The sequence below is a fragment of the Gilliamella apicola genome (genome assembly GCF_000599985.1).
In the GTDB taxonomy this organism is placed as follows: domain Bacteria; phylum Pseudomonadota; class Gammaproteobacteria; order Enterobacterales; family Orbaceae; genus Gilliamella; species Gilliamella apicola.
Window position 1 is genome coordinate 284,669 of record NZ_CP007445.1, and the last position, 19,659, is coordinate 304,327.

General features: G+C 36.7%; 15 protein-coding genes, 2 tRNA genes and 3 rRNA genes. 19 read left to right on the forward strand and 1 reads right to left on the reverse strand.

Features of this window, described 5'->3' with window-relative positions; genetic code table 11:
* Positions 1–12: 12 nt before the first annotated feature.
* A complete protein-coding gene (locus tag GAPWK_RS01345; RefSeq protein WP_025314505.1) occupies positions 13–210 on the reverse strand; it encodes a YbdD/YjiX family protein in 198 nt (65 codons plus the stop codon).
* A 293-nt stretch (positions 211–503) separates the two neighbouring features.
* Between GAPWK_RS01345 and murA the strand changes: the two genes are divergently transcribed.
* The 19 genes from murA (at position 504) to GAPWK_RS01440 (ending at position 19,646) form a co-directional block, all read left to right on the forward strand.
* Entirely contained in the window at positions 504–1,757 is a 1,254-nt protein-coding gene (murA, locus tag GAPWK_RS01350) for a UDP-N-acetylglucosamine 1-carboxyvinyltransferase (protein ID WP_025314506.1), read from the forward strand.
* 52 nt (positions 1,758–1,809) lie between these two features.
* On the forward strand, positions 1,810–2,385 hold the full coding sequence (locus tag GAPWK_RS01355; protein ID WP_110287275.1) for a DJ-1 family glyoxalase III: 576 nt from the start codon (positions 1,810–1,812) through the stop codon (positions 2,383–2,385).
* A gap of 11 nt (positions 2,386–2,396) precedes the next feature.
* On the forward strand, positions 2,397–3,293 hold the full coding sequence (locus GAPWK_RS01360) for a cation diffusion facilitator family transporter (protein ID WP_038517016.1): 897 nt from the start codon (positions 2,397–2,399) through the stop codon (positions 3,291–3,293).
* A 92-nt stretch (positions 3,294–3,385) separates the two neighbouring features.
* Complete coding sequence (gene pfkA / locus GAPWK_RS01365; protein ID WP_025314508.1) at positions 3,386–4,348, forward strand: 6-phosphofructokinase; 963 nt, start codon at positions 3,386–3,388, stop codon at positions 4,346–4,348.
* A gap of 262 nt (positions 4,349–4,610) precedes the next feature.
* Complete coding sequence (locus GAPWK_RS01370) at positions 4,611–4,868, forward strand: GNAT family N-acetyltransferase (RefSeq protein ID WP_025314509.1); 258 nt, start codon at positions 4,611–4,613, stop codon at positions 4,866–4,868.
* 145 nt (positions 4,869–5,013) lie between these two features.
* Positions 5,014–6,084, forward strand: a complete 1,071-nt coding sequence (locus GAPWK_RS01375; protein WP_025314510.1) for an acyltransferase — start codon at positions 5,014–5,016, stop codon at positions 6,082–6,084.
* A gap of 783 nt (positions 6,085–6,867) precedes the next feature.
* Positions 6,868–8,405: ribosomal RNA gene (locus GAPWK_RS01380) — 16S ribosomal RNA — on the forward strand.
* A 56-nt stretch (positions 8,406–8,461) separates the two neighbouring features.
* Positions 8,462–8,538: transfer RNA gene (locus GAPWK_RS01385), tRNA-Ile, on the forward strand.
* Positions 8,539–8,595: 57 nt separating this feature from the next.
* A tRNA-Ala gene (locus tag GAPWK_RS01390) sits at positions 8,596–8,671 on the forward strand.
* A gap of 214 nt (positions 8,672–8,885) precedes the next feature.
* Positions 8,886–11,784 (forward strand): 23S ribosomal RNA (locus GAPWK_RS01395).
* Between the two features lie 127 nt (positions 11,785–11,911).
* Positions 11,912–12,027 (forward strand): 5S ribosomal RNA (gene rrf, locus GAPWK_RS01400).
* The 16S, 23S and 5S rRNA genes sit together here with 2 tRNA genes alongside, the layout of an rRNA operon.
* Positions 12,028–12,263: 236 nt before the next feature.
* Positions 12,264–12,824 carry a YgjV family protein gene (locus GAPWK_RS01405; protein ID WP_025314511.1) on the forward strand — a complete coding sequence of 187 codons (561 nt, stop codon included), beginning with the start codon at positions 12,264–12,266 and terminating at the stop codon, positions 12,822–12,824.
* A 96-nt stretch (positions 12,825–12,920) separates the two neighbouring features.
* Positions 12,921–13,493, forward strand: a complete 573-nt coding sequence (gene rppH, locus GAPWK_RS01410) for an RNA pyrophosphohydrolase (RefSeq protein WP_025314512.1) — start codon at positions 12,921–12,923, stop codon at positions 13,491–13,493.
* The gene (gene lgt, locus GAPWK_RS01415) at positions 13,490–14,359 is read left to right on the forward strand and encodes a prolipoprotein diacylglyceryl transferase (protein ID WP_025314513.1); all 870 of its coding nucleotides are present in this window, start codon (positions 13,490–13,492) and stop codon (positions 14,357–14,359) included. The genes rppH and lgt overlap by 4 nt, the downstream gene beginning before the upstream one ends.
* Positions 14,356–15,150, forward strand: a complete 795-nt coding sequence (gene thyA / locus GAPWK_RS01420) for a thymidylate synthase (RefSeq protein WP_025314514.1) — start codon at positions 14,356–14,358, stop codon at positions 15,148–15,150. The genes lgt and thyA overlap by 4 nt, the downstream gene beginning before the upstream one ends.
* Before the next feature lie 224 nt (positions 15,151–15,374).
* On the forward strand, positions 15,375–16,325 hold the full coding sequence (lpxL, locus tag GAPWK_RS01425) for an LpxL/LpxP family Kdo(2)-lipid IV(A) lauroyl/palmitoleoyl acyltransferase (RefSeq protein ID WP_025314515.1): 951 nt from the start codon (positions 15,375–15,377) through the stop codon (positions 16,323–16,325).
* Positions 16,326–16,369: 44 nt separating this feature from the next.
* A complete protein-coding gene (rlmM, locus tag GAPWK_RS01430) occupies positions 16,370–17,452 on the forward strand; it encodes a 23S rRNA (cytidine(2498)-2'-O)-methyltransferase RlmM (RefSeq protein ID WP_025314516.1) in 1,083 nt (360 codons plus the stop codon).
* Positions 17,453–17,506: 54 nt separating this feature from the next.
* On the forward strand, positions 17,507–19,309 hold the full coding sequence (locus tag GAPWK_RS01435) for a penicillin-binding protein activator (protein ID WP_025314517.1): 1,803 nt from the start codon (positions 17,507–17,509) through the stop codon (positions 19,307–19,309).
* On the forward strand, positions 19,278–19,646 hold the full coding sequence (locus GAPWK_RS01440; protein WP_038517021.1) for a YraN family protein: 369 nt from the start codon (positions 19,278–19,280) through the stop codon (positions 19,644–19,646). The genes GAPWK_RS01435 and GAPWK_RS01440 overlap by 32 nt, the downstream gene beginning before the upstream one ends.
* The last annotated feature ends 13 nt before the right edge of the window (positions 19,647–19,659 follow it).

Below are 19,659 nucleotides of genomic sequence, written 5' to 3' on the forward strand. Positions count from 1 at the left end.
TATCTCTAAATTTTAGCAACATTTAAATCCACCTTTACCACCATAACGTGCATCTTGTCTTTCTTTAAAAAATTCTTCATAAGTCATAGGTGTTTGTTCAGGATGGGTTAGTTTCATGTGTTGAACATAATTATCGTAATCAGGGATACCGACCATAAGCTTGGCAGCTTGACCGAGATATTTTCCTGCTTTGGCAAGTGAATCAAACATGTTTTATCTCTTAATTATTTTGAAAAGAATATTAGGAGTTTTAATTTTTTCTCGTAATCGACGGTATTAATAATTAACACATTTTCAATATAAGGCGCTATCTAAATTGAGTCAATCATTGATTTGAAGTAATTTATAAAATTACATTAAATTAGACAATATTATCGAATAATAATGGATCGAATTCATCCTAGTTCTTTTAAAGAATTAAGTATATTTTTACTAAATTGATTTATATATTATTAAATAACTTTTATAATATTGGCTAATTTATTATTTATTAGAGTTTAATAATGGAAAAGTTTCTCCTTAAAGGTCCAACTTCTTTAAACGGCGAAGTTATTATTTCAGGTGCTAAAAACGCGGCTTTGCCTATTTTATTTGCGGCTATTTTAGCTGAAAAGCCTGTAGAGCTAAAAAATGTACCTAAGTTAAAAGATATTGATACTACACTAGAGCTATTAAGTCAGTTAGGTGTGAAATGTCAACGCAATGGTTCTGTCCACCTTAATGCAGCTCATCTTAATAATTATTGCGCACCTTATGAATTAGTAAAAACTATGCGTGCTTCCATTTGGGCCTTGGGACCATTGGTTGCTCGTTTTGGTCAAGGACAAGTTTCATTACCTGGCGGTTGTGCGATTGGTGCAAGACCTGTTGATCTTCATATTACTGGGCTTCAACAATTAGGTGCAAAAATTATTTTGGATGAAGGATATGTTAAAGCCTCTGTCGATGGTCGATTGAAAGGTGCGCATATTGTTATGGATAAAGTGAGTGTTGGTGCTACAGTGACGATTATGTCTGCTGCAACTTTAGCCGAAGGTAAAACGGTAATTGAAAATGCAGCATGTGAGCCAGAAATTGTTGATACAGCTAAATTCTTAAATATGCTTGGTGCTAAAATTACCGGTGCTGGAACAATGCGCATTGAAATTGAAGGCGTTGAAAGTTTAGGTGGTGGTACGCATGAAATTGTTTCAGATCGAATTGAAACAGGAACTTTTTTAGTAGCTGCTGCTATTTCAAAAGGAAAAATTACTTGTCGTAAAACTGATCCAAACTTGCTTGATGCTGTCATATCAAAATTAAAAGAAGCTGGTGCACATATTGAATTCGGTGACGATTGGATTTGTTTAGATATGCAAAATAAACGAGCAAAAGCTGTAAATATCCATACAGCCCCACATCCAGGTTTTCCTACAGACATGCAAGCACAATTTTCATTATTAAATATGGTTGCTGAAGGTACTGGAATTATTAAAGAAACGATTTTTGAAAATCGATTTATGCATGTGCCAGAATTAATCCGTATGGGTGCTAGAGCAGAAATTGAAGGTAATACACTAATTACTCATGGCGTAGAAAAACTCAGTGGTACACAAGTAATGGCGACAGATTTACGAGCATCAGCAAGTTTAGTGTTGGCTGGTTGTATTGCAGAAGGTTCTACAATCGTTGATCGCATTTACCACATTGATAGAGGTTATGACAATATCGAAGAAAAACTAAGAAGTTTAGGGGCCAATATTGAAAGGGTGAAATAAAATTCATCATAATTAAAACTTTAATAAGTTATCAATCGGCGAAAGGAGTACAATAATGAAACAAGCATTAGTCTTTTTATCAGAAGGTTGTGAAGAGACAGAAGCAGTAACAACAATTGATTTACTAACTAGAGCGGGTATTGAAGTCATTACAGCGAGTATTTCAAATTGTTGTGAAGTTAAATGTTCTCGTGGAGTAACAATTTTAGCCCAAAAAACTATTTCAGAAATTCAACATGAAAATTTTGATGTGGTTATTTTACCTGGGGGTGTTAAAGGAGCTGAAAATTTTCGAGATTGTTCGTTATTAATCGAAATATTGCAAAAAACTCATCGGGTTGGTGGTGTTATAGCAGCAATTTGTGCTTCTCCTGCAATAGTTTTGCAACATCATAATTTATTTCCGAATGCATATATGACAGGTTACCCATCTACTAAAGATTCATTTAAACTATGGAAAACAGATAGGGTATATTTTGATGAGCAAAATAAAGTTATTACTAGTCAAGGTCCTGCGACATCAATTGATTTTGCTTTGAAAATTATTGATGTTTTGGTTGGGCGAAAAAAAGCAGCTGAGGTTGCTCAGCAGTTAGTTCTTCCTGTGGGGGTTGAATCCTATCAATAAAAAGGTACCAAATGTCAAATTCACATTTGTACGAAAAATTAGTTAAAAGGGCAACATTAATTGCTGTTTTAACATCTATCTTTCTAATTTTTATAAAATTTATTACCTGTTGGATAACAGGTTCAATAAGTTTATTTGCATCATTGCTAGACTCAAGTATTGATTTACTTGCTTCTGGCCTTAATTTCTTTTTGGTACGTTATGCTTTAAAACCGGCTGATGATGATCATACCTTTGGTCATGGTAAAGCTGAATCACTTGCAGCGCTAGCGCAAAGTACATTTATTATAGGTTCAGCGACAATTTTATTACTTTCAAGTATTAAGTCTATTGTTCATCCTAGCGAATTACAAGCACCATTGCTTGGAATTACTGTTTCTGCCATATCTACGGTAATTACTTCCATACTTGTTTTATATCAAAGGTATGTTGTAAAACTTACTCAAAGTAAGGCTATTCAAGCTGATATGCTACATTATTCTTCTGATATGTTAATGAATATTGCTGTTATAATTGCACTCTTTTTAAGCTGGTATGGAATTTCTTTTGCAGATGCTGCATTTGCATTCTTGATTGCTTTATATATTTGTCATAATGCTTATAAGATTTCATACAGTGCGATACAGGATTTACTTGATAGAGCATTACCAGAAAGTGATAACGAGAAAATTGCTAATATTGTTAAATCATATCCGAATGTTCATGGTTTTCATGATTTAAAAACTAGGCAAGCAGGCCCCATAAAATTTATTCAATTGCATATAGAACTTGATGATAATATGCCTTTAGTTAAAGCACACGCTATAGCTGATTCAATTGAAAAGTGTATTGCTGAACTCTTCTCTCCTGCAACAGTAATTATTCATCAAGATCCAATTTCGGTTGTACCAATTGAAACGATGCGGTAGAAAAAAACACCAAAATACCTTTTATCATCTATTGTTAGAAATCTGTTAAGACTCTATAATAATCAAAAATTAATTATTAGGAGTTATTTTATATGATAAAAAAAATAGGTATCTTAACTAGTGGTGGTGATGCACCAGGGATGAATGCAGCCATACGAGGAGTAGTTAGAACTGCTTTAACGGAAGGGTTAGAGGTTTTTGGTGTTTATGATGGTTACTTAGGTCTTTGTGAAGATAAAATTACTAAGTTAGAACGTTCTAGCGTATCAGATATCATTACTCGTGGTGGTACGTTTCTCGGTTCTGCCAGATTCCCAGAATTTAAAGATAAAGCAGTAAGACAAAAAGCTATTGAAAATTTGAAAAAGCATCAAATTGATGCTTTAGTCGTGATTGGTGGTGATGGATCTTATATGGGTGCTATGCGTTTAACAGAAGAAGGTTTCCCATGTATTGGTTTACCTGGTACCATTGATAATGATATTCGCGGAACCGATTACACGATTGGTTATTTCACCGCACTAAGTACTGCTGTTGAAGCTATTGATAGATTACGTGATACCTGTTCTTCACACCACAGAATATCTGTGATTGAAATTATGGGGCGAGATTGTGGTGATTTAACATTAAATGCTGCAGTTGCTGGTGGTTGTGAATTCATGATTATTCCAGAAATGTCTTATACGAAAGAAGATTTAATCGAAGAAATTAAATTAGGTTTTGCAAAAGGTAAAAAACATGCAATTGTAACCGTTACAGAGCATATGTGTGATGTTAACCAGCTTGCTGCAGACATTGAAGCAGCCGTTCACCATGAGACTCGTGCAACAGTATTAGGCCATGTTCAACGAGGTGGTTCTCCTGTTCCTTACGATCGTATTTTAGGTTCACGCATGGGTGCTTATGCTGTTGAATTATTAAAACTAGGTCATGCTGGAAGATGTGTAGGCGTACAAAATGGTAAATTGGTACATCATGATATAATAGACGCTATTAATAATATGAAGCGCCCATTTGATGTAGATCTTTACAATACTGCAAAACGTTTATTTTAGTTATTAATATTATGTCGATTAAACTATCTTCATAACTAAAAATAATAATAAAACTTTCTTTAATAAATGAATGAACGATAGAACGAATTTCAATCATTCATTTATTAATTTTTTTCTTAATGTTCAGCTAACTTACATACTATCAATAAACTTAATTTATCTTTTTGATAACAATTTTATAGTCACTTGTTGATATGTATTTTTTTACTCAATTTATTAAATTTCAAACTCCATATGATAGTTTAAATAGCAGGAAAATATTATGTCATTGAGTTATTTAGAAGATAATGAGCGTTTTTATGTCTGTGATATAAATAATAAACAAATAGCCGAAATGACTTTTACTCGAATAGGGCAAAATCAAGCTACTATCAATCACACATACATAGCTCCCGATTATCGAGGTCAAGGTATTGCTGAGAAATTATTAGATCTTGTTGTCAAAAAATTACAACAAGAAAACCGTAAAATTATTCCTATTTGCTCTTTTGCTATTAAAAAATTGAATAAACAAAATTAGACCTACTGATTTAAATAATTTACAGATTTTAATTAACAAATTGTCAAGTCTTATTTTAAATATTATTTTTATAAATGTTAGTTCCAGTTATTTGAATATGTGCTAATGTATAACTATATATATTAGCATAGTATTTAATTTTAAGATGGAATCTGCAAAACCTCAAAAAATTTATTCTATTCACGTATTGCGTGGTGTTGCAATTATTATGATTGTTTTTAGCCACTGTTTAGGTGTATTTAAAAACTCTAATCTTATTGCGAATAGTTATTTATTCTCTTTTTTAAATTTATTTGCATTTAATTTCACAACTTTTTTTGTGTTGATTGCTGGTTTTTTGTTTCAACATTTAACGTACAAATTTGATACTAAAACATATTATTTATCAAAATTTAAAACAGTAGTATGTCCTTATATTTCAGTGTCTATTTTTTGTTTTTTCTTCTATCACTATCAATATCTATCGGGATTACCATGGTATTCCTCTACTGAACCTAGCGTTATTAGCTCAATAATTAGAATGATGTTAACTGGTACGCAACTTTTACCTTTGTGGTTTATGCCAATGATAATTATTGTATACCTAATGGGACCTCTTCTTTTTTATTGGTCGAAAAAGAATTTAATTGTGGCAGGTCTAATAGCTATGCTTTGGGTGGTAATGTTTACTAAACCTGATTTTACAAAGCCACTTTTGAATTTATTACATTATGGTCCAGTTTATTTAATTGGTATGATGCTTAAACAAAATTATGAAACTATTATGAAATCTGTGAAAGATAACCTGTTATTAGTTATCTTTCTTTTTGGTTTATGTTTTTTTATTCCATTTGCTTATCGCTATATGGATTATTTTGGTATTCAAAATCTTTATTTTGATACTTTGCAAAAAATTATTTTATTTATACTCGCCCTTTATTTTTTAGATGGATTAAATCATAAAGTAAATGAAGGAAAGATTTATAAATTCTTTTCTTATATGGCAAATGTAAGTTTTCCTATCTATTTCATTCATGAAATTATAGTTATAGAACTTGAGCGTCAGCTTTCTATGTCACCAATGGGTGATATTATTAAGACAAGTAATGGTGAATTAGCATCATTAGGGGCAATTAGCTTTTTAGTTTCAACTTTAGTGATAAGTGTCATCATTGCTAACATAATAAAATTAGTTTTCAAAGATAAAGCAAAATATCTTATTGGAGGAATGCGTTAAAATGGGTTTAATAAACTTCTAATATTAACTGTTTCAAAATAAATTTGATTTATTTAGCGTCTCTATGAGTCCACTAGGTTCACAACCCTATGAAACTTATTGAATATTATTTTCACATTAACAGTAAAAATTACCGCCCATTAATTGTCATATGGGTGGAATTTAATTCTTTCCAAAAGAATTTTTTATACAATTTTAGTTTAGTAAATGCTTTTCTACTAAAAAACACAAGATTCTAATAATTCTCTAATCTTTTCGTTATATTATTTATCTCAGGAATTTAAAAAATATGCGCACAGTTAAAATTCACTTGGTTTGGATGAATAATAATATGTTTTTTATCATTAAATTTTTATTTCCATTATCAGCTTGAAAAGTTTTTCATAAAAAAGTTAGACCAAAAAAAATGCAAACAGAAAAAAAATAGCAATAAACACTTGCAGTAAAATTTAAAGTGCCTATAATGCGCATCCACTGACACGGCGTCAGCGACAAGCAGACGAAACTAGTGTTAGTGAGCAAGGTCAAAAATTTTGAAAAAAGATCTTGACGAATAAAAAGGTGTAGCGTAGTATACGCATCCCTTGAGACAGCAAACTGAGTGATAAGCTTAGTTAACTTAAAAAAGCTGTCAGCTCTTTAAAAAGAAGAAACAGACAATCTGTGTGGGCACTTACGAGACGAAAGATTAAAAGTCTACGGACTAAAAAAAATTAAGTCTTGATAAGTGACACTGAAGATTCATTTGAATATGTCAGAGACAGTTATTGAGCATCAAACTTTAAATTGAAGAGTTTGATCATGGCTCAGATTGAACGCTGGCGGCAGGCTTAACACATGCAAGTCGAACGGTAACATGAGTGCTTGCACTTGATGACGAGTGGCGGACGGGTGAGTAAAGTATGGGGATCTGCCGAATGGAGGGGGACAACAGTTGGAAACGACTGCTAATACCGCATAAAGTTGAGAGACCAAAGCATGGGACCTTCGGGCCATGCGCCATTTGATGAACCCATATGGGATTAGCTAGTTGGTAGGGTAATGGCTTACCAAGGCGACGATCTCTAGCTGGTCTGAGAGGATGACCAGCCACACTGGAACTGAGACACGGTCCAGACTCCTACGGGAGGCAGCAGTGGGGAATATTGCACAATGGGGGAAACCCTGATGCAGCCATGCCGCGTGTATGAAGAAGGCCTTCGGGTTGTAAAGTACTTTCGGTGATGAGGAAGGTGGTGTATCTAATAGGTGCATCAATTGACGTTAATTACAGAAGAAGCACCGGCTAACTCCGTGCCAGCAGCCGCGGTAATACGGAGGGTGCGAGCGTTAATCGGAATGACTGGGCGTAAAGGGCATGTAGGCGGATAATTAAGTTAGGTGTGAAAGCCCTGGGCTCAACCTAGGAATTGCACTTAAAACTGGTTAACTAGAGTATTGTAGAGGAAGGTAGAATTCCACGTGTAGCGGTGAAATGCGTAGAGATGTGGAGGAATACCGGTGGCGAAGGCGGCCTTCTGGACAGATACTGACGCTGAGATGCGAAAGCGTGGGGAGCAAACAGGATTAGATACCCTGGTAGTCCACGCTGTAAACGATGTCGATTTGGAGTTTGTTGCCCTGAGTGATGGGCTCCGAAGCTAACGCGATAAATCGACCGCCTGGGGAGTACGGCCGCAAGGTTAAAACTCAAATGAATTGACGGGGGCCCGCACAAGCGGTGGAGCATGTGGTTTAATTCGATGCAACGCGAAGAACCTTACCTGGTCTTGACATCCACAGAATCTTGCAGAGATGCGGGAGTGCCTTCGGGAACTGTGAGACAGGTGCTGCATGGCTGTCGTCAGCTCGTGTTGTGAAATGTTGGGTTAAGTCCCGCAACGAGCGCAACCCTTATCCTTTGTTGCCATCGGTTAGGCCGGGAACTCAAAGGAGACTGCCGTTGATAAAGCGGAGGAAGGTGGGGACGACGTCAAGTCATCATGGCCCTTACGACCAGGGCTACACACGTGCTACAATGGCGTATACAAAGGGAGGCGACCTCGCGAGAGCAAGCGGACCTCATAAAGTACGTCTAAGTCCGGATTGGAGTCTGCAACTCGACTCCATGAAGTCGGAATCGCTAGTAATCGTGAATCAGAATGTCACGGTGAATACGTTCCCGGGCCTTGTACACACCGCCCGTCACACCATGGGAGTGGGTTGCACCAGAAGTAGATAGCTTAACCTTCGGGAGGGCGTTTACCACGGTGTGGTCCATGACTGGGGTGAAGTCGTAACAAGGTAACCGTAGGGGAACCTGCGGTTGGATCACCTCCTTACGAAGAGCTCGTAAGTGTTCACACAGATTGTTTGTTTATAAAAGAGTCACTTTATTGGGTCTGTAGCTCAGGTGGTTAGAGCGCACCCCTGATAAGGGTGAGGTCGGTGGTTCAAGTCCACTCAGACCCACCAATTCAACTTAAATTTAGCTGATTTTTGCTTTAACGAGTTGGAGAAGTGAAAGAAAATGGGGCTATAGCTCAGCTGGGAGAGCGCCTGCCTTGCACGCAGGAGGCCAGCGGTTCGATCCCGCTTAGCTCCACCATTAAAGAAGTCTCTTTTAAACTAAATTATGTTTGTATTTACTTGAAGTCGGTGGATGGTAAAGTGAATAGAAGTATAAAGCTCTTTAACAATTAGGAACAAGCTGAAAGAAACGAGTTCTCGTTTTTATGTTGAGCTGATATATGAAAGTATGTTGGTTTGAGGTAAGAAAGAGAAGAAAGCGTAATAAAAACCAAGACAACTGTGAGTTGTAAGGTTAAGAAATTAAGCGTACACGGTGGATGCCTAGGCAATCAGAGGCGAAGAAGGACGTGTTAATCTGCGAAAAGCAACGGTGAGTCGATAAAAGGCGCTATAACCGTTGATGTCCGAATGGGGAAACCCAGTACAGGCGACTGTACTATCATCTGATGAATCCATAGTCAGATGAGGCGAACCGGGAGAACTGAAACATCTAAGTACCCCGAGGAAAAGAAATCAACCGAGATTCCCTAAGTAGCGGCGAGCGAAAGGGGAGAAGCCCAAGCGGGTAGCATAATGTATTAATGGAAGCGTCTGGAAAGTCGCACGATAGAGGGTGAAAGTCCCGTACATGAAAATGCATTATGTGGAAGCTTATAGAGTAGGGCGGGACACGTGATATCCTGTCTGAAGAAGGGGGGACCATCCTCCAAGGCTAAATACTCCTGATTGACCGATAGTGAACCAGTACCGTGAGGGAAAGGCGAAAAGAACCCCGGGAGGGGAGTGAAATAGACCCTGAAACCGTGTACGTACAATCAGTGGGAGCTGTTACCGTTGGGTGATAGTGACTGCGTACCTTTTGTATAATGGGTCAGCGACTTATATTCTGTAGCGAGGTTAACCGAATAGGGGAGCCGAAGGGAAACCGAGTATTAACTGTGCGTTAAGTTGCAGGGTATAGACCCGAAACCCGGTGATCTAGCCATGGGCAGGTTGAAGGTTGGTTAACACTAACTGGAGGACCGAACCGACTAATGTTGAAAAATTAGCGGATGACCTGTGGCTGGGGGTGAAAGGCCAATCAAACCGGGAGATAGCTGGTTCTCCCCGAAAGCTATTTAGGTAGCGCCTCATGAGTAACTGTTGGGGGTAGAGCACTGTTTCGGCTAGGGGGCCATCCCGGCTTACCAACCCGATGCAAACTACGAATACTGACAAGTTTAATCATGGGAGACACACGGCGGGTGCTAACGTTCGTCGTGAAGAGGGAAACAACCCAGACCGCCAGCTAAGGTCCCAAAGTCATAGTTAAGTGGGAAACGAAGTGGGAAGGCTTAGACAGCTAGGATGTTGGCTTAGAAGCAGCCATCATTTAAAGAAAGCGTAATAGCTCACTAGTCGAGTCGGCCTGCGCGGAAGATGTAACGGGGCTAAAACTATGCACCGAAGCTGCGGCAGCGCACGAAAGTGTGTTGGGTAGGGGAGCGTTCTGTAAGCCGTAGAAGGTGTACTGTGAGGTATGCTGGAGGTATCAGAAGTGCGAATGCTGACATAAGTAACGATAAAGCGGGTGAAAAGCCCGCTCGCCGGAAGACCAAGGGTTCCTGTCCAACGTTAATCGGGGCAGGGTGAGTCGACCCCTAAGGAGAGGCCGAAGGGCGTATCTGATGGGAAACGGGTTAATATTCCCGTACTGGCTATAACTGCGATGGGGGGACGAAGAAGGCTAGGTTTACCACCTATTGGATGGTGGGTTAAGCGTGTAGGGGTGTGATTAGGCAAATCCGGTCACTAAGACTCTGAGGCGTGATGACGAGCTACTAAGGTAGTGAAGTAATTGATGCCCTGCTTCCAGGAAAATCCTCTAAGCTTCAGGTTATAGTTAATCGTACCCGAAACCGACACAGGTGGTCAGGTAGAGAATACTAAGGCGCTTGAGAGAACTCGGGTGAAGGAACTAGGCAAAATGGTGCCGTAACTTCGGGAGAAGGCACGCTGATGGTAATTGAAATCCCATGCGGATGTAGGTGAAGTCAGTCGAAGATACCAGCTGGCTGCAACTGTTTAATAAAAACACAGCACTGTGCAAACACGAAAGTGGACGTATACGGTGTGACGCCTGCCCGGTGCTGGAAGGTTAATTGATGGGGTTATGCGTAAGCAGAAGCTCTTGATCGAAGCCCCAGTAAACGGCGGCCGTAACTATAACGGTCCTAAGGTAGCGAAATTCCTTGTCGGGTAAGTTCCGACCTGCACGAATGGCGTAATGATGGCCAGGCTGTCTCCACCCGAGACTCAGTGAAATTGAAATTGCCGTGAAGATGCGGTGTACCCGTGGCAAGACGGAAAGACCCCGTGAACCTTTACTATAGCTTGACAGTGAACATTGAGCCTTAATGTGTAGGATAGGTGGGAGACTAAGAAGTGTGTACGCCAGTATGCATGGAGTCGTCCTTGAAATACCACCCTTTAATGTTTGATGTTCTAACCTATACTTCTGAATCGAGGTAAGGGACACTGTCTGGTGGGTAGTTTGACTGGGGCGGTCTCCTCCCAAAGAGTAACGGAGGAGCACGAAGGTTAGCTAATCCTGGTCGGACATCAGGAGGTTAGTGCAATGGCAAAAGCTAGCTTGACTGCGAGAGTGACGGCTCGAGCAGGTACGAAAGTAGGTCATAGTGATCCGGTGGTTCTGAATGGAAGGGCCATCGCTCAACGGATAAAAGGTACTCCGGGGATAACAGGCTGATACCGCCCAAGAGTTCATATCGACGGCGGTGTTTGGCACCTCGATGTCGGCTCATCACATCCTGGGGCTGAAGTAGGTCCCAAGGGTACGGCTGTTCGCCGTTTAAAGTGGTACGCGAGCTGGGTTTAGAACGTCGTGAGACAGTTCGGTCCCTATCTGCCATGGGCGTAGGAAAATTGAGGGGGTTTGCTTCTAGTACGAGAGGACCGAAGTGAACGCACCGCTGGTGTTCGGGTTGTGATGCCAATTGCATTGCCCGGTAGCTACGTGCGGAATAGATAAGTGCTGAAAGCATCTAAGCACGAAACTAGCCTCGAGATGAGTTTTCCCTGATGAGAGTCAGTAAGGTCCGTTTGAGACTAAGACGTAGATAGGTCAGGTGTGTAAGTGTAGTGATACATTGAGCTAACTGATACTAATGAACCGAGAGTCTTAACCTTACAACTCGGAGTTGTTTTGGGTACGCGATAGAGTGATTACAAGGTAATCGAACAGTTTGTTCCGGATTGAGAGATTAGTGCATATATGAGATAATGTGCTAATTGAGAGAAGAGAAGACAGGATATGTCTGGCGGTAATAGCGCGGTGGTCCCACCTGACCCCATGCCGAACTCAGAAGTGAAACGCCGAAGTGCCGATGGTAGTGTGGGTATTACCCATGTGAGAGTAGGGAGCCGCCAGACTTTTAAATATAGCGAGAGCCCAGCAGGAATGCTGGGCTTTTTTGCATATAGAGATTATAAAACTTACTAAAATTTATAGAAAGTTAGAAAAGATGTTATGTTTTAAAAAAGTGGTAATCAGATATCTGATTATTCATTAATAACATATTGATAAACAATTAATAAACAGTTTTCTAAATTGTTTATCAATAGGTGATTAACTAGTTGTTTAGAACCAGTTATCTATGGAGTAAAGAATGGATAATCTAAACTTTTTGTATCAATTTATGGGTACAGATTTTATAGATAGATATACTACTGTACCTCAGTTAATTGGTATTTTAGGTTATCTTGTAGGCATTAGTGCTTTTTTACAACGTCGTGATAATGTTTTTCGTTGGCAGTTAACAATCGTTAATGTCATTATGACTTTGCACTTTTACTTATTGGGTCCAGAGTCTTATCCAGCAGCAATTCTTAATGTAGTCAATATATTTAGAAATATTGCTTCGAATTACACAAAAAATATCTTAGTGATGTTATTTTTTATTGCTTTGATGTGGATATTTTATTTTTTTACTACTCCAGATCCGACACAATTTATACATTACTTGTCCGTTATTGGTACTACGTTAGTTACTATTGCATTATTTCGTTTACAACAACAGAAAATGCGGCTACTTATACTAATGAGCAGTGTTTTATGGATTATTTATAGTTTATGGATAGGATCTTTAGGAAGTCTGGCTATAGAAGTAACTTTCGCCATAATTAATATTATTACGATTATCAAATTATCTAAAAAACAAACTGTGTGAAGGGATATTTACTCGATTAATTCATTTTCCTATTTATTTCTTGCTTTATGTATGAAACAATTTAGCCATATAAGAATAAATTTTTTGAGGTAGTCAGTGATTGATAATGATGGCTACCGTCCAAATGTAGGAATAGTTATTTGTAACAGGTATGGTCAAGTACTTTGGGCTCGTCGTTATGGACAAAATTCTTGGCAGTTTCCTCAGGGCGGAATAAAACTAAACGAAACGCCTGAGCAGGCAATGTTTCGTGAATTAAACGAAGAAGTAGGATTATTACCTCAAGATGTAAAGATTCTATCCGTTACTAACGGTTGGTTGCGATATAAATTACCTAAACGAATGATACGTTGGGAAAATCAACCTGTTTGTATTGGTCAAAAACAGAAATGGTTTTTACTAGAATTGATATCTGATACATCGGTAATTAATCTCAATAAGTCTTCAACTCCTGAATTTGATGATTGGAAGTGGGTTAGTTATTGGTATCCGATTCGTCAAGTTATTGCTTTTAAACGCGATGTTTATCGAAAAGCAATGAAAGAATTTTCATTGTCAGTATTTAGCATCCAATCCGAAGTGGAAGTACCAATAGCAAATGTCTCTAAAAAGAAAAGATTTAATTTCTTTGCTCATAAACGAAAAAATAAACAGTGTATTAAAAAATGAATCAATACTTACAATTTCCTAATTTTAATCCAATTGCTTTTTCACTTGGTCCAATATCACTCCATTGGTATGGAGCAATGTATTTATTTGGCGTACTTGGAGCGCTTTATTTAGCCAAACGAAGAGCAAATAAACCTAATAGTCAATGGACAACACAACAAGTTGAGAATTTGCTATTCTGGGGTTTTTTAGGGCTTTTTATTGGTGGACGATTAGGCTATATCCTTTTTTATAATTTTAACGTTTTTATCCAAGACCCTGTTACATTATTTAAAGTCTGGGAAGGCGGCATGTCTTTCCATGGTGGTCTAATCGGTGCAATTTGCGTTATTGCTATTTTCGCAAAAATTAATCATAAAACCTTTATGCAAGTGGCTGATTTTGTCGCTCCTTTAGTACCTATTGGTTTAATGTTTGGGCGATTTGGTAATTTTATTAATGGTGAGCTTTGGGGACGTGTGACTCAATCTCATATTGGTATGTTATTCCCGACTTCCTCTCATGCGGATTTTATGTTTGTACAAACACATCCTGAGTGGTTATCGCTTTATACTTCTCTAAATGGCATTTTACCAAGACATCCTTCACAGCTTTATGAAATGATGTTTGAAGGAATTGTTTTATTTATCATTTTGAATTTGTTCATTCGTAAAAATAGACCAACAGGTGCTGTATCTGGATTGTTTTTACTTTGTTATGGTTTATTTCGATTTGTAATCGAATTCTTTAGACAACCCGATGAGCAACTAGGACTATTTTTTAATGTCATTAGTATGGGGCAAATTTTATGCCTACCAATGATCTTTGTCGGTATTTTATTTCTTTTTTATACATATAGAGTTAACAAAAAGGCGACAACACGATGAAACAGTATTTAGCGCTTATGCAAAAGATATTAGCAGAAGGTATGCCTAAGTCAGATCGAACAGGAACTGGAACATTATCCATTTTTGGTCATCAAATGCGGTTTAATCTACAGGATGGATTTCCATTAGTCACTACAAAAAAATGCCATTTACGTTCAATTATTCATGAATTACTTTGGTTTTTAAAAGGTGATACAAATATTAAATATTTAAAAGATAATAAAGTAACTATTTGGGATGAATGGGCTAATGAAAATGGTGATTTAGGTCCTGTTTATGGAAAACAGTGGCGAGCATGGACAGCACCAGATGGGCGGCATATTGATCAAATATCGCAATTAATCGAACAAATCAAAACTGATCCTGATTCAAGGCGCCTAATAATTTCTGCTTGGAATGTTGGAGAGTTGGAGCAAATGGCGTTAGCTCCATGTCATGCGTTTTTTCAATTTTATGTCGTTGATGGAAAGCTTTCTTGCCAGCTTTATCAACGTTCTTGTGATGTGTTTTTGGGATTACCATTTAATATTGCTAGCTATTCGTTATTAATTCATATGATTGCTCAGCAATGCAATTTAGATGTGGGTGATTTTGTTTGGACTGGTGGTGATACGCACTTATATTCAAACCATCTGGAGCAAACTCATTTACAATTAAGTCGAACGCCTAGAGCACTTCCAAAACTAGTTATTAGACGTAAACCCCCAACCATTTTTGATTATGAGTTTGAGGACTTTGAAATTATAGACTATGATCCTTACCCTGCAATCAAAGCACCTGTTGCGGTTTAAATTCTTGTAAAGAAGTTTCAGGAAAAGCCTACGTTTGAGTATAAAATTTTAAAAAATCTTAAGAACGAAGATCACAATAACTAATTATATATTGTTGTGATCTACTTGAACTATATCTTGTTAGATAAATTAATGTAAGGAAGATCTTTCTATTTTTCTGCCCTTAAAATCAAGATATAGTATATAATAACCAACTTTGTTATTAACAATAACTTAATCTTAATATGAGTCAAAATCAGGAAATTCGTCCTATCTTTACTAAACGCCTATTACACCCACGTTACTGGTTAACGTGGTTTGGTATTGGTATCTTATATTTAATCGTTTTATTACCCTATCCAGTAATTTATCAATTAGGAAAAAGTTTAGGGTTGCTCTCAATGAAATTAATTGGTAAGCGTAAAGAGACGGCAAGGCAAAATCTTAAACTTTGTTTTCCTGAAAAATCACAGCTTGAACGTGATCAAATGCTGCGTGGAAATTTTATTTCTACAGGATTGGCTATTTTCGAAACAGGGATGGCTTGGTTTTGGTCTGACAAAAGATTAGCTAAGCATTCATCTATTGACGGTGACCAATTTATCAAAAATGTACAGCAATCAGGTCAAGGCGTTTTACTTATTGGAATTCATTTCCTAACATTAGAATTAGGAGCGCGTATTTTAGGAATGAGTCATCCTGGCGTAGGTGTTTATCGACCAAATGATAATCTGGTAATGGATTATGTTCAGCTTAAAGGAAGACTCAAATCTAATAAATACATGTTAGATCGCTATAATACCAAAGGTATGATCCGTGCTTTAAAAAATGGTGAATTACTATGGTATGCCCCTGATCATGATTATGGACCTAAAAATAGTGTATTTGCTCCATTATTTTCAGTAGAAAAAGCAGCTACAACAATAGGTACGCGTATATTGGTTAAATTAGGCCAACCAGCCATTATTCCATTTACACCTAAGCGTGAGGAAAATGGTCATTATACAGTATATGTAACACCAGCACTTGAAGGTTATCCTATTGATGATGATGTATTAGCGGCAACTTTCATGAATAAAGCAATTGAGCAAGAAATTTTAAAAGCTCCAGAACAATACATGTGGTTACACCGACGATTTAAAACTCGTCCCAAGGGGGAGGCTCCTTTGTATACTAATGATGTTCAATCTGACTAAATCAAATATTTTTATAGTGCCTGTTTGAAGAGTAAAAATACAAAATGCAAAAACTAAATAAAATCATTCTGTACTGTCGCTGTGGATTTGAAAAAGAATGTGCTGCAGAAATCACAGATAGAGCTGCACAATTAGAAATATTTGGTTTTGCCAAAGTTATAGAAAACAGTGGTTATGTCACTTTTGAATGTTACCAAGACGGCCAAGCTACGATATTGATGAAAAAGCTCTCTTTCCCTACCCTGATTTTTGCTAGACAGATGTTTGTATCAGGTGAATTATTGACTGATTTACCAGCCAATGATCGCATTACTCCAATAATTAATGCGTTATTTGGTCTGATAGATAACGCAGGTGATGTGCGTGTGGAAGTCGCTGATACCAATGAAGGTAAAGAATTAGCTGGATTTTGTCGCAAATTTACCGTTCCACTTCGTCAAGCACTACGAAGCAAACGTATTTTATTAAAAGTTGAAAACCCAAAAAAACCTGTTATTCATCTATTTTTTACAAATAGCAATAGTTGTTATGTTGGTTATTCATTAAGTCAAAATAATTCACCTTTTTATATGGGGATCCCTAGATTAAAATTTCCAGCTGATGCACCAAGTCGTTCAACATTAAAATTAGAAGAAGCGTTCCATATTTTTATTCCTTATGAAGAATGGGATGAGCGCTTAAAAGGTGGTTTAAATGCGGTTGATTTAGGTGCTTGCCCTGGCGGTTGGACTTATCAACTAGTTAAAAGAAGTATGATGGTTTATGCTATTGATAATGGTCCAATGAATGACAAACTAATGGAAACAGGCCAAGTTAAACATTATCGTGAAGATGGCTTTAAATTTACACCTAAAAAGCATAATATTTATTGGTTAGTTTGTGATATGGTTGAAAAGCCAACCAAGGTGACACAATTAATAGCCAAATGGCTTATTAATGGTTGGTGTCGAGAAACCATTTTTAATCTTAAATTACCAATGAAAAAACGGTATGAAGAAGTAAAACAAAATATAAAATTACTCAATGATGAATTAAATAATAATCAAATCAATGTTCAAATTCAGGCCAAACAGCTTTATCATGATCGCGAAGAAATTACTGTTCATGTGCAACGAATTTGGGGATAGCAAATAACAAGAGAGTAGGATATGAATTTAAAAAATTTCTTTTATATAATATCAATGTCTATATTATTGACATTTTTAACTGGATGTCCGGGTAATCAATCACAACTTATTGATTATGATGGAAATAAAAGTTCAAGTTATTATCTATCTCAAGCCGATGAAAGTTCTGGAAATGTTAAAACCAATTGGCAGTTATTAGCTATTCAAGCATTAATTAAAGAAAATAAAATTTCTCAAGCAAAAGTTTTATTATCTCAAATATCCTCTGATCTTAATGATGAGCAACAGAATGAAAAATTATTGTTGCAAGGTGAAATTGCTGTAAAATTAAAAAAACCATTTAATATAAAACAATTAACTACTGATGGGTTAACCAATTCACAATTATACCGTTACTACTCTATCAAATTAAGTTTAGATGAAAAAAGTAAAGATATTAATGGGCAAGCTCATGATTATGTTGAATTAGAAAAATATACACCAGGAAAACAGAAAAACCAGATATTAAATAATACATGGAAATTTTTTAATAAATTAAGTACCAAAAAGATTAATACGATTTTAGTTTATGAAGATGAAATAACGTTACAAGGATGGATTAATTTAGTTGATGCTTATAAAAGTGATAATATTGAACTAAAAACTGACGAAGATGATACGCCTGAAATTATTGCAGATAAAGTACAAAAACAGAGTCAATTATTAAAACAGGCTATAAAAGATTGGTTACTACAATATCCAGATCATCCAGCAAAAAATATTATTTCTGTATTAACAGGTGAACAAGCATTAAATGTTGATGATGCTAATGCTAAAAAAGTGGCATTATTATTACCACTAACAGGATCATCACGTCTTTTTGGTGATACTATTCGACAAGGTTATTTTGATGCAATTAAATTTTTCCCACGAGAGCCACAACAAAATGTAGTTTTACTTGATACAACAAGTGCCGATATGGATGCTCTTATAAGGCAAGCTAAGGAGCAAAATGTTGAATTGATAGTTGGTCCTTTATTGAAAGATGAAGTGATTAATATTAAACAATTGGCACCTTCTTTACCTGTGTTAGCATTGAATAAAGTGGATAATACTTCAGCTACATCAAATAAAATGTGTTATTTCGCATTATCACCAGAAGATGAAGCGCAAGATGCAGCAGATCATATTTATGCACAAAACAAAGTAAAACCACTATTGCTGGTTCCGCAAAATGATCTCGGTCAGCGTGTAGCTCAAAGTTTTGCTAAAAAATGGTCAGAATTATCATCTAATGGCTCACAAGCTTATGTACAATATTTTGGCAATAAAAGTACATTAAGCTCTGGTATGAATCGTAATGTAGGGATAAAGCTCACTGGAACTCCTATTTTAAATAATTACATAGAAGATGAATCAGGCAATTTTGACGCTGTCTATATTTATGCTTCATACGATGAACTAACTCTTATAAAACCAATGATTGATATGGCAGCTGGCAGATCAGTCGGTAATTCATCCTCACTTATGATCTACACCAGTTCCAAAAGTCATGTGGCTAATGCTTCAGATGATTTTAATTATGATATGAATCATACTGAGTACGCTGAAATTCCAATGATTGTTAATTCTTCCGATCAAATGTTAGAAATCATCCCTAATAATATCAAGAAAAATTATTCGTTATTGCGTTTATATGCGATGGGGATAGACGCTTGGAGACTAGCAAATCGCTTTAATCAAATGAACTCCTATCAAACAGACTTCTTAAATGGGATGACAGGTAAATTATCAACGACGGATCAATGCGAAGTCACTCGAGCTCTATCTTGGCAACAATATATCCATGCATTATCCCAATCTAATTCAGAAGAATAACAAAAAAATTGGCAAGCATTATGAAGATATCGCTTGCCAATATTTACTAAAACAAGGGCTTTCATTCATTGCTCAAAATAGTCAATATCGTTTAGGTGAAATTGATTTGATTATGCGTGATAAACAATGTCTAGTTTTTGTTGAAGTACGTTATCGAAAAAATGATAATTATGGAAATGCCGAAATGACAGTAACACTAAGTAAACAAAATAAAATTAAGCAAGCGGCACAACTATGGATGTTATCAGAAAATATGAATATTGATAATACAGAATTTAGATTTGATATTTTTGCTATTACGGGCAAAAACCAAAAATGGATTATTAATGCGTTTTAATTTTTAGGTGAAA

What these genes read in the sequence shown, in the direction of transcription:
- GAPWK_RS01375 (WP_025314510.1), top strand. Translation starts at nt 5,014, where the DNA reads ATGGAATCTGCAAAACCTCAAAAAATTTATTCTATTCACGTATTGCGT.
- GAPWK_RS01405 (WP_025314511.1), top strand. Translation starts at nt 12,264, where the DNA reads ATGGATAATCTAAACTTTTTGTATCAATTTATGGGTACAGATTTTATA.
- thyA (WP_025314514.1), top strand. Translation starts at nt 14,356, where the DNA reads ATGAAACAGTATTTAGCGCTTATGCAAAAGATATTAGCAGAAGGTATG.
- pfkA (WP_025314508.1), top strand. Translation starts at nt 3,386, where the DNA reads ATGATAAAAAAAATAGGTATCTTAACTAGTGGTGGTGATGCACCAGGG.
- GAPWK_RS01360 (WP_038517016.1), top strand. Translation starts at nt 2,397, where the DNA reads ATGTCAAATTCACATTTGTACGAAAAATTAGTTAAAAGGGCAACATTA.
- lpxL (WP_025314515.1), top strand. Translation starts at nt 15,375, where the DNA reads ATGAGTCAAAATCAGGAAATTCGTCCTATCTTTACTAAACGCCTATTA.
- GAPWK_RS01440 (WP_038517021.1), top strand. Translation starts at nt 19,278, where the DNA reads ATGCATTATCCCAATCTAATTCAGAAGAATAACAAAAAAATTGGCAAG.
- murA (WP_025314506.1), top strand. Translation starts at nt 504, where the DNA reads ATGGAAAAGTTTCTCCTTAAAGGTCCAACTTCTTTAAACGGCGAAGTT.
- rlmM (WP_025314516.1), top strand. Translation starts at nt 16,370, where the DNA reads ATGCAAAAACTAAATAAAATCATTCTGTACTGTCGCTGTGGATTTGAA.
- GAPWK_RS01435 (WP_025314517.1), top strand. Translation starts at nt 17,507, where the DNA reads ATGTCTATATTATTGACATTTTTAACTGGATGTCCGGGTAATCAATCA.
- GAPWK_RS01370 (WP_025314509.1), top strand. Translation starts at nt 4,611, where the DNA reads ATGTCATTGAGTTATTTAGAAGATAATGAGCGTTTTTATGTCTGTGAT.
- GAPWK_RS01345 (WP_025314505.1), bottom strand. Translation starts at nt 210, where the DNA reads ATGTTTGATTCACTTGCCAAAGCAGGAAAATATCTCGGTCAAGCTGCC.
- lgt (WP_025314513.1), top strand. Translation starts at nt 13,490, where the DNA reads ATGAATCAATACTTACAATTTCCTAATTTTAATCCAATTGCTTTTTCA.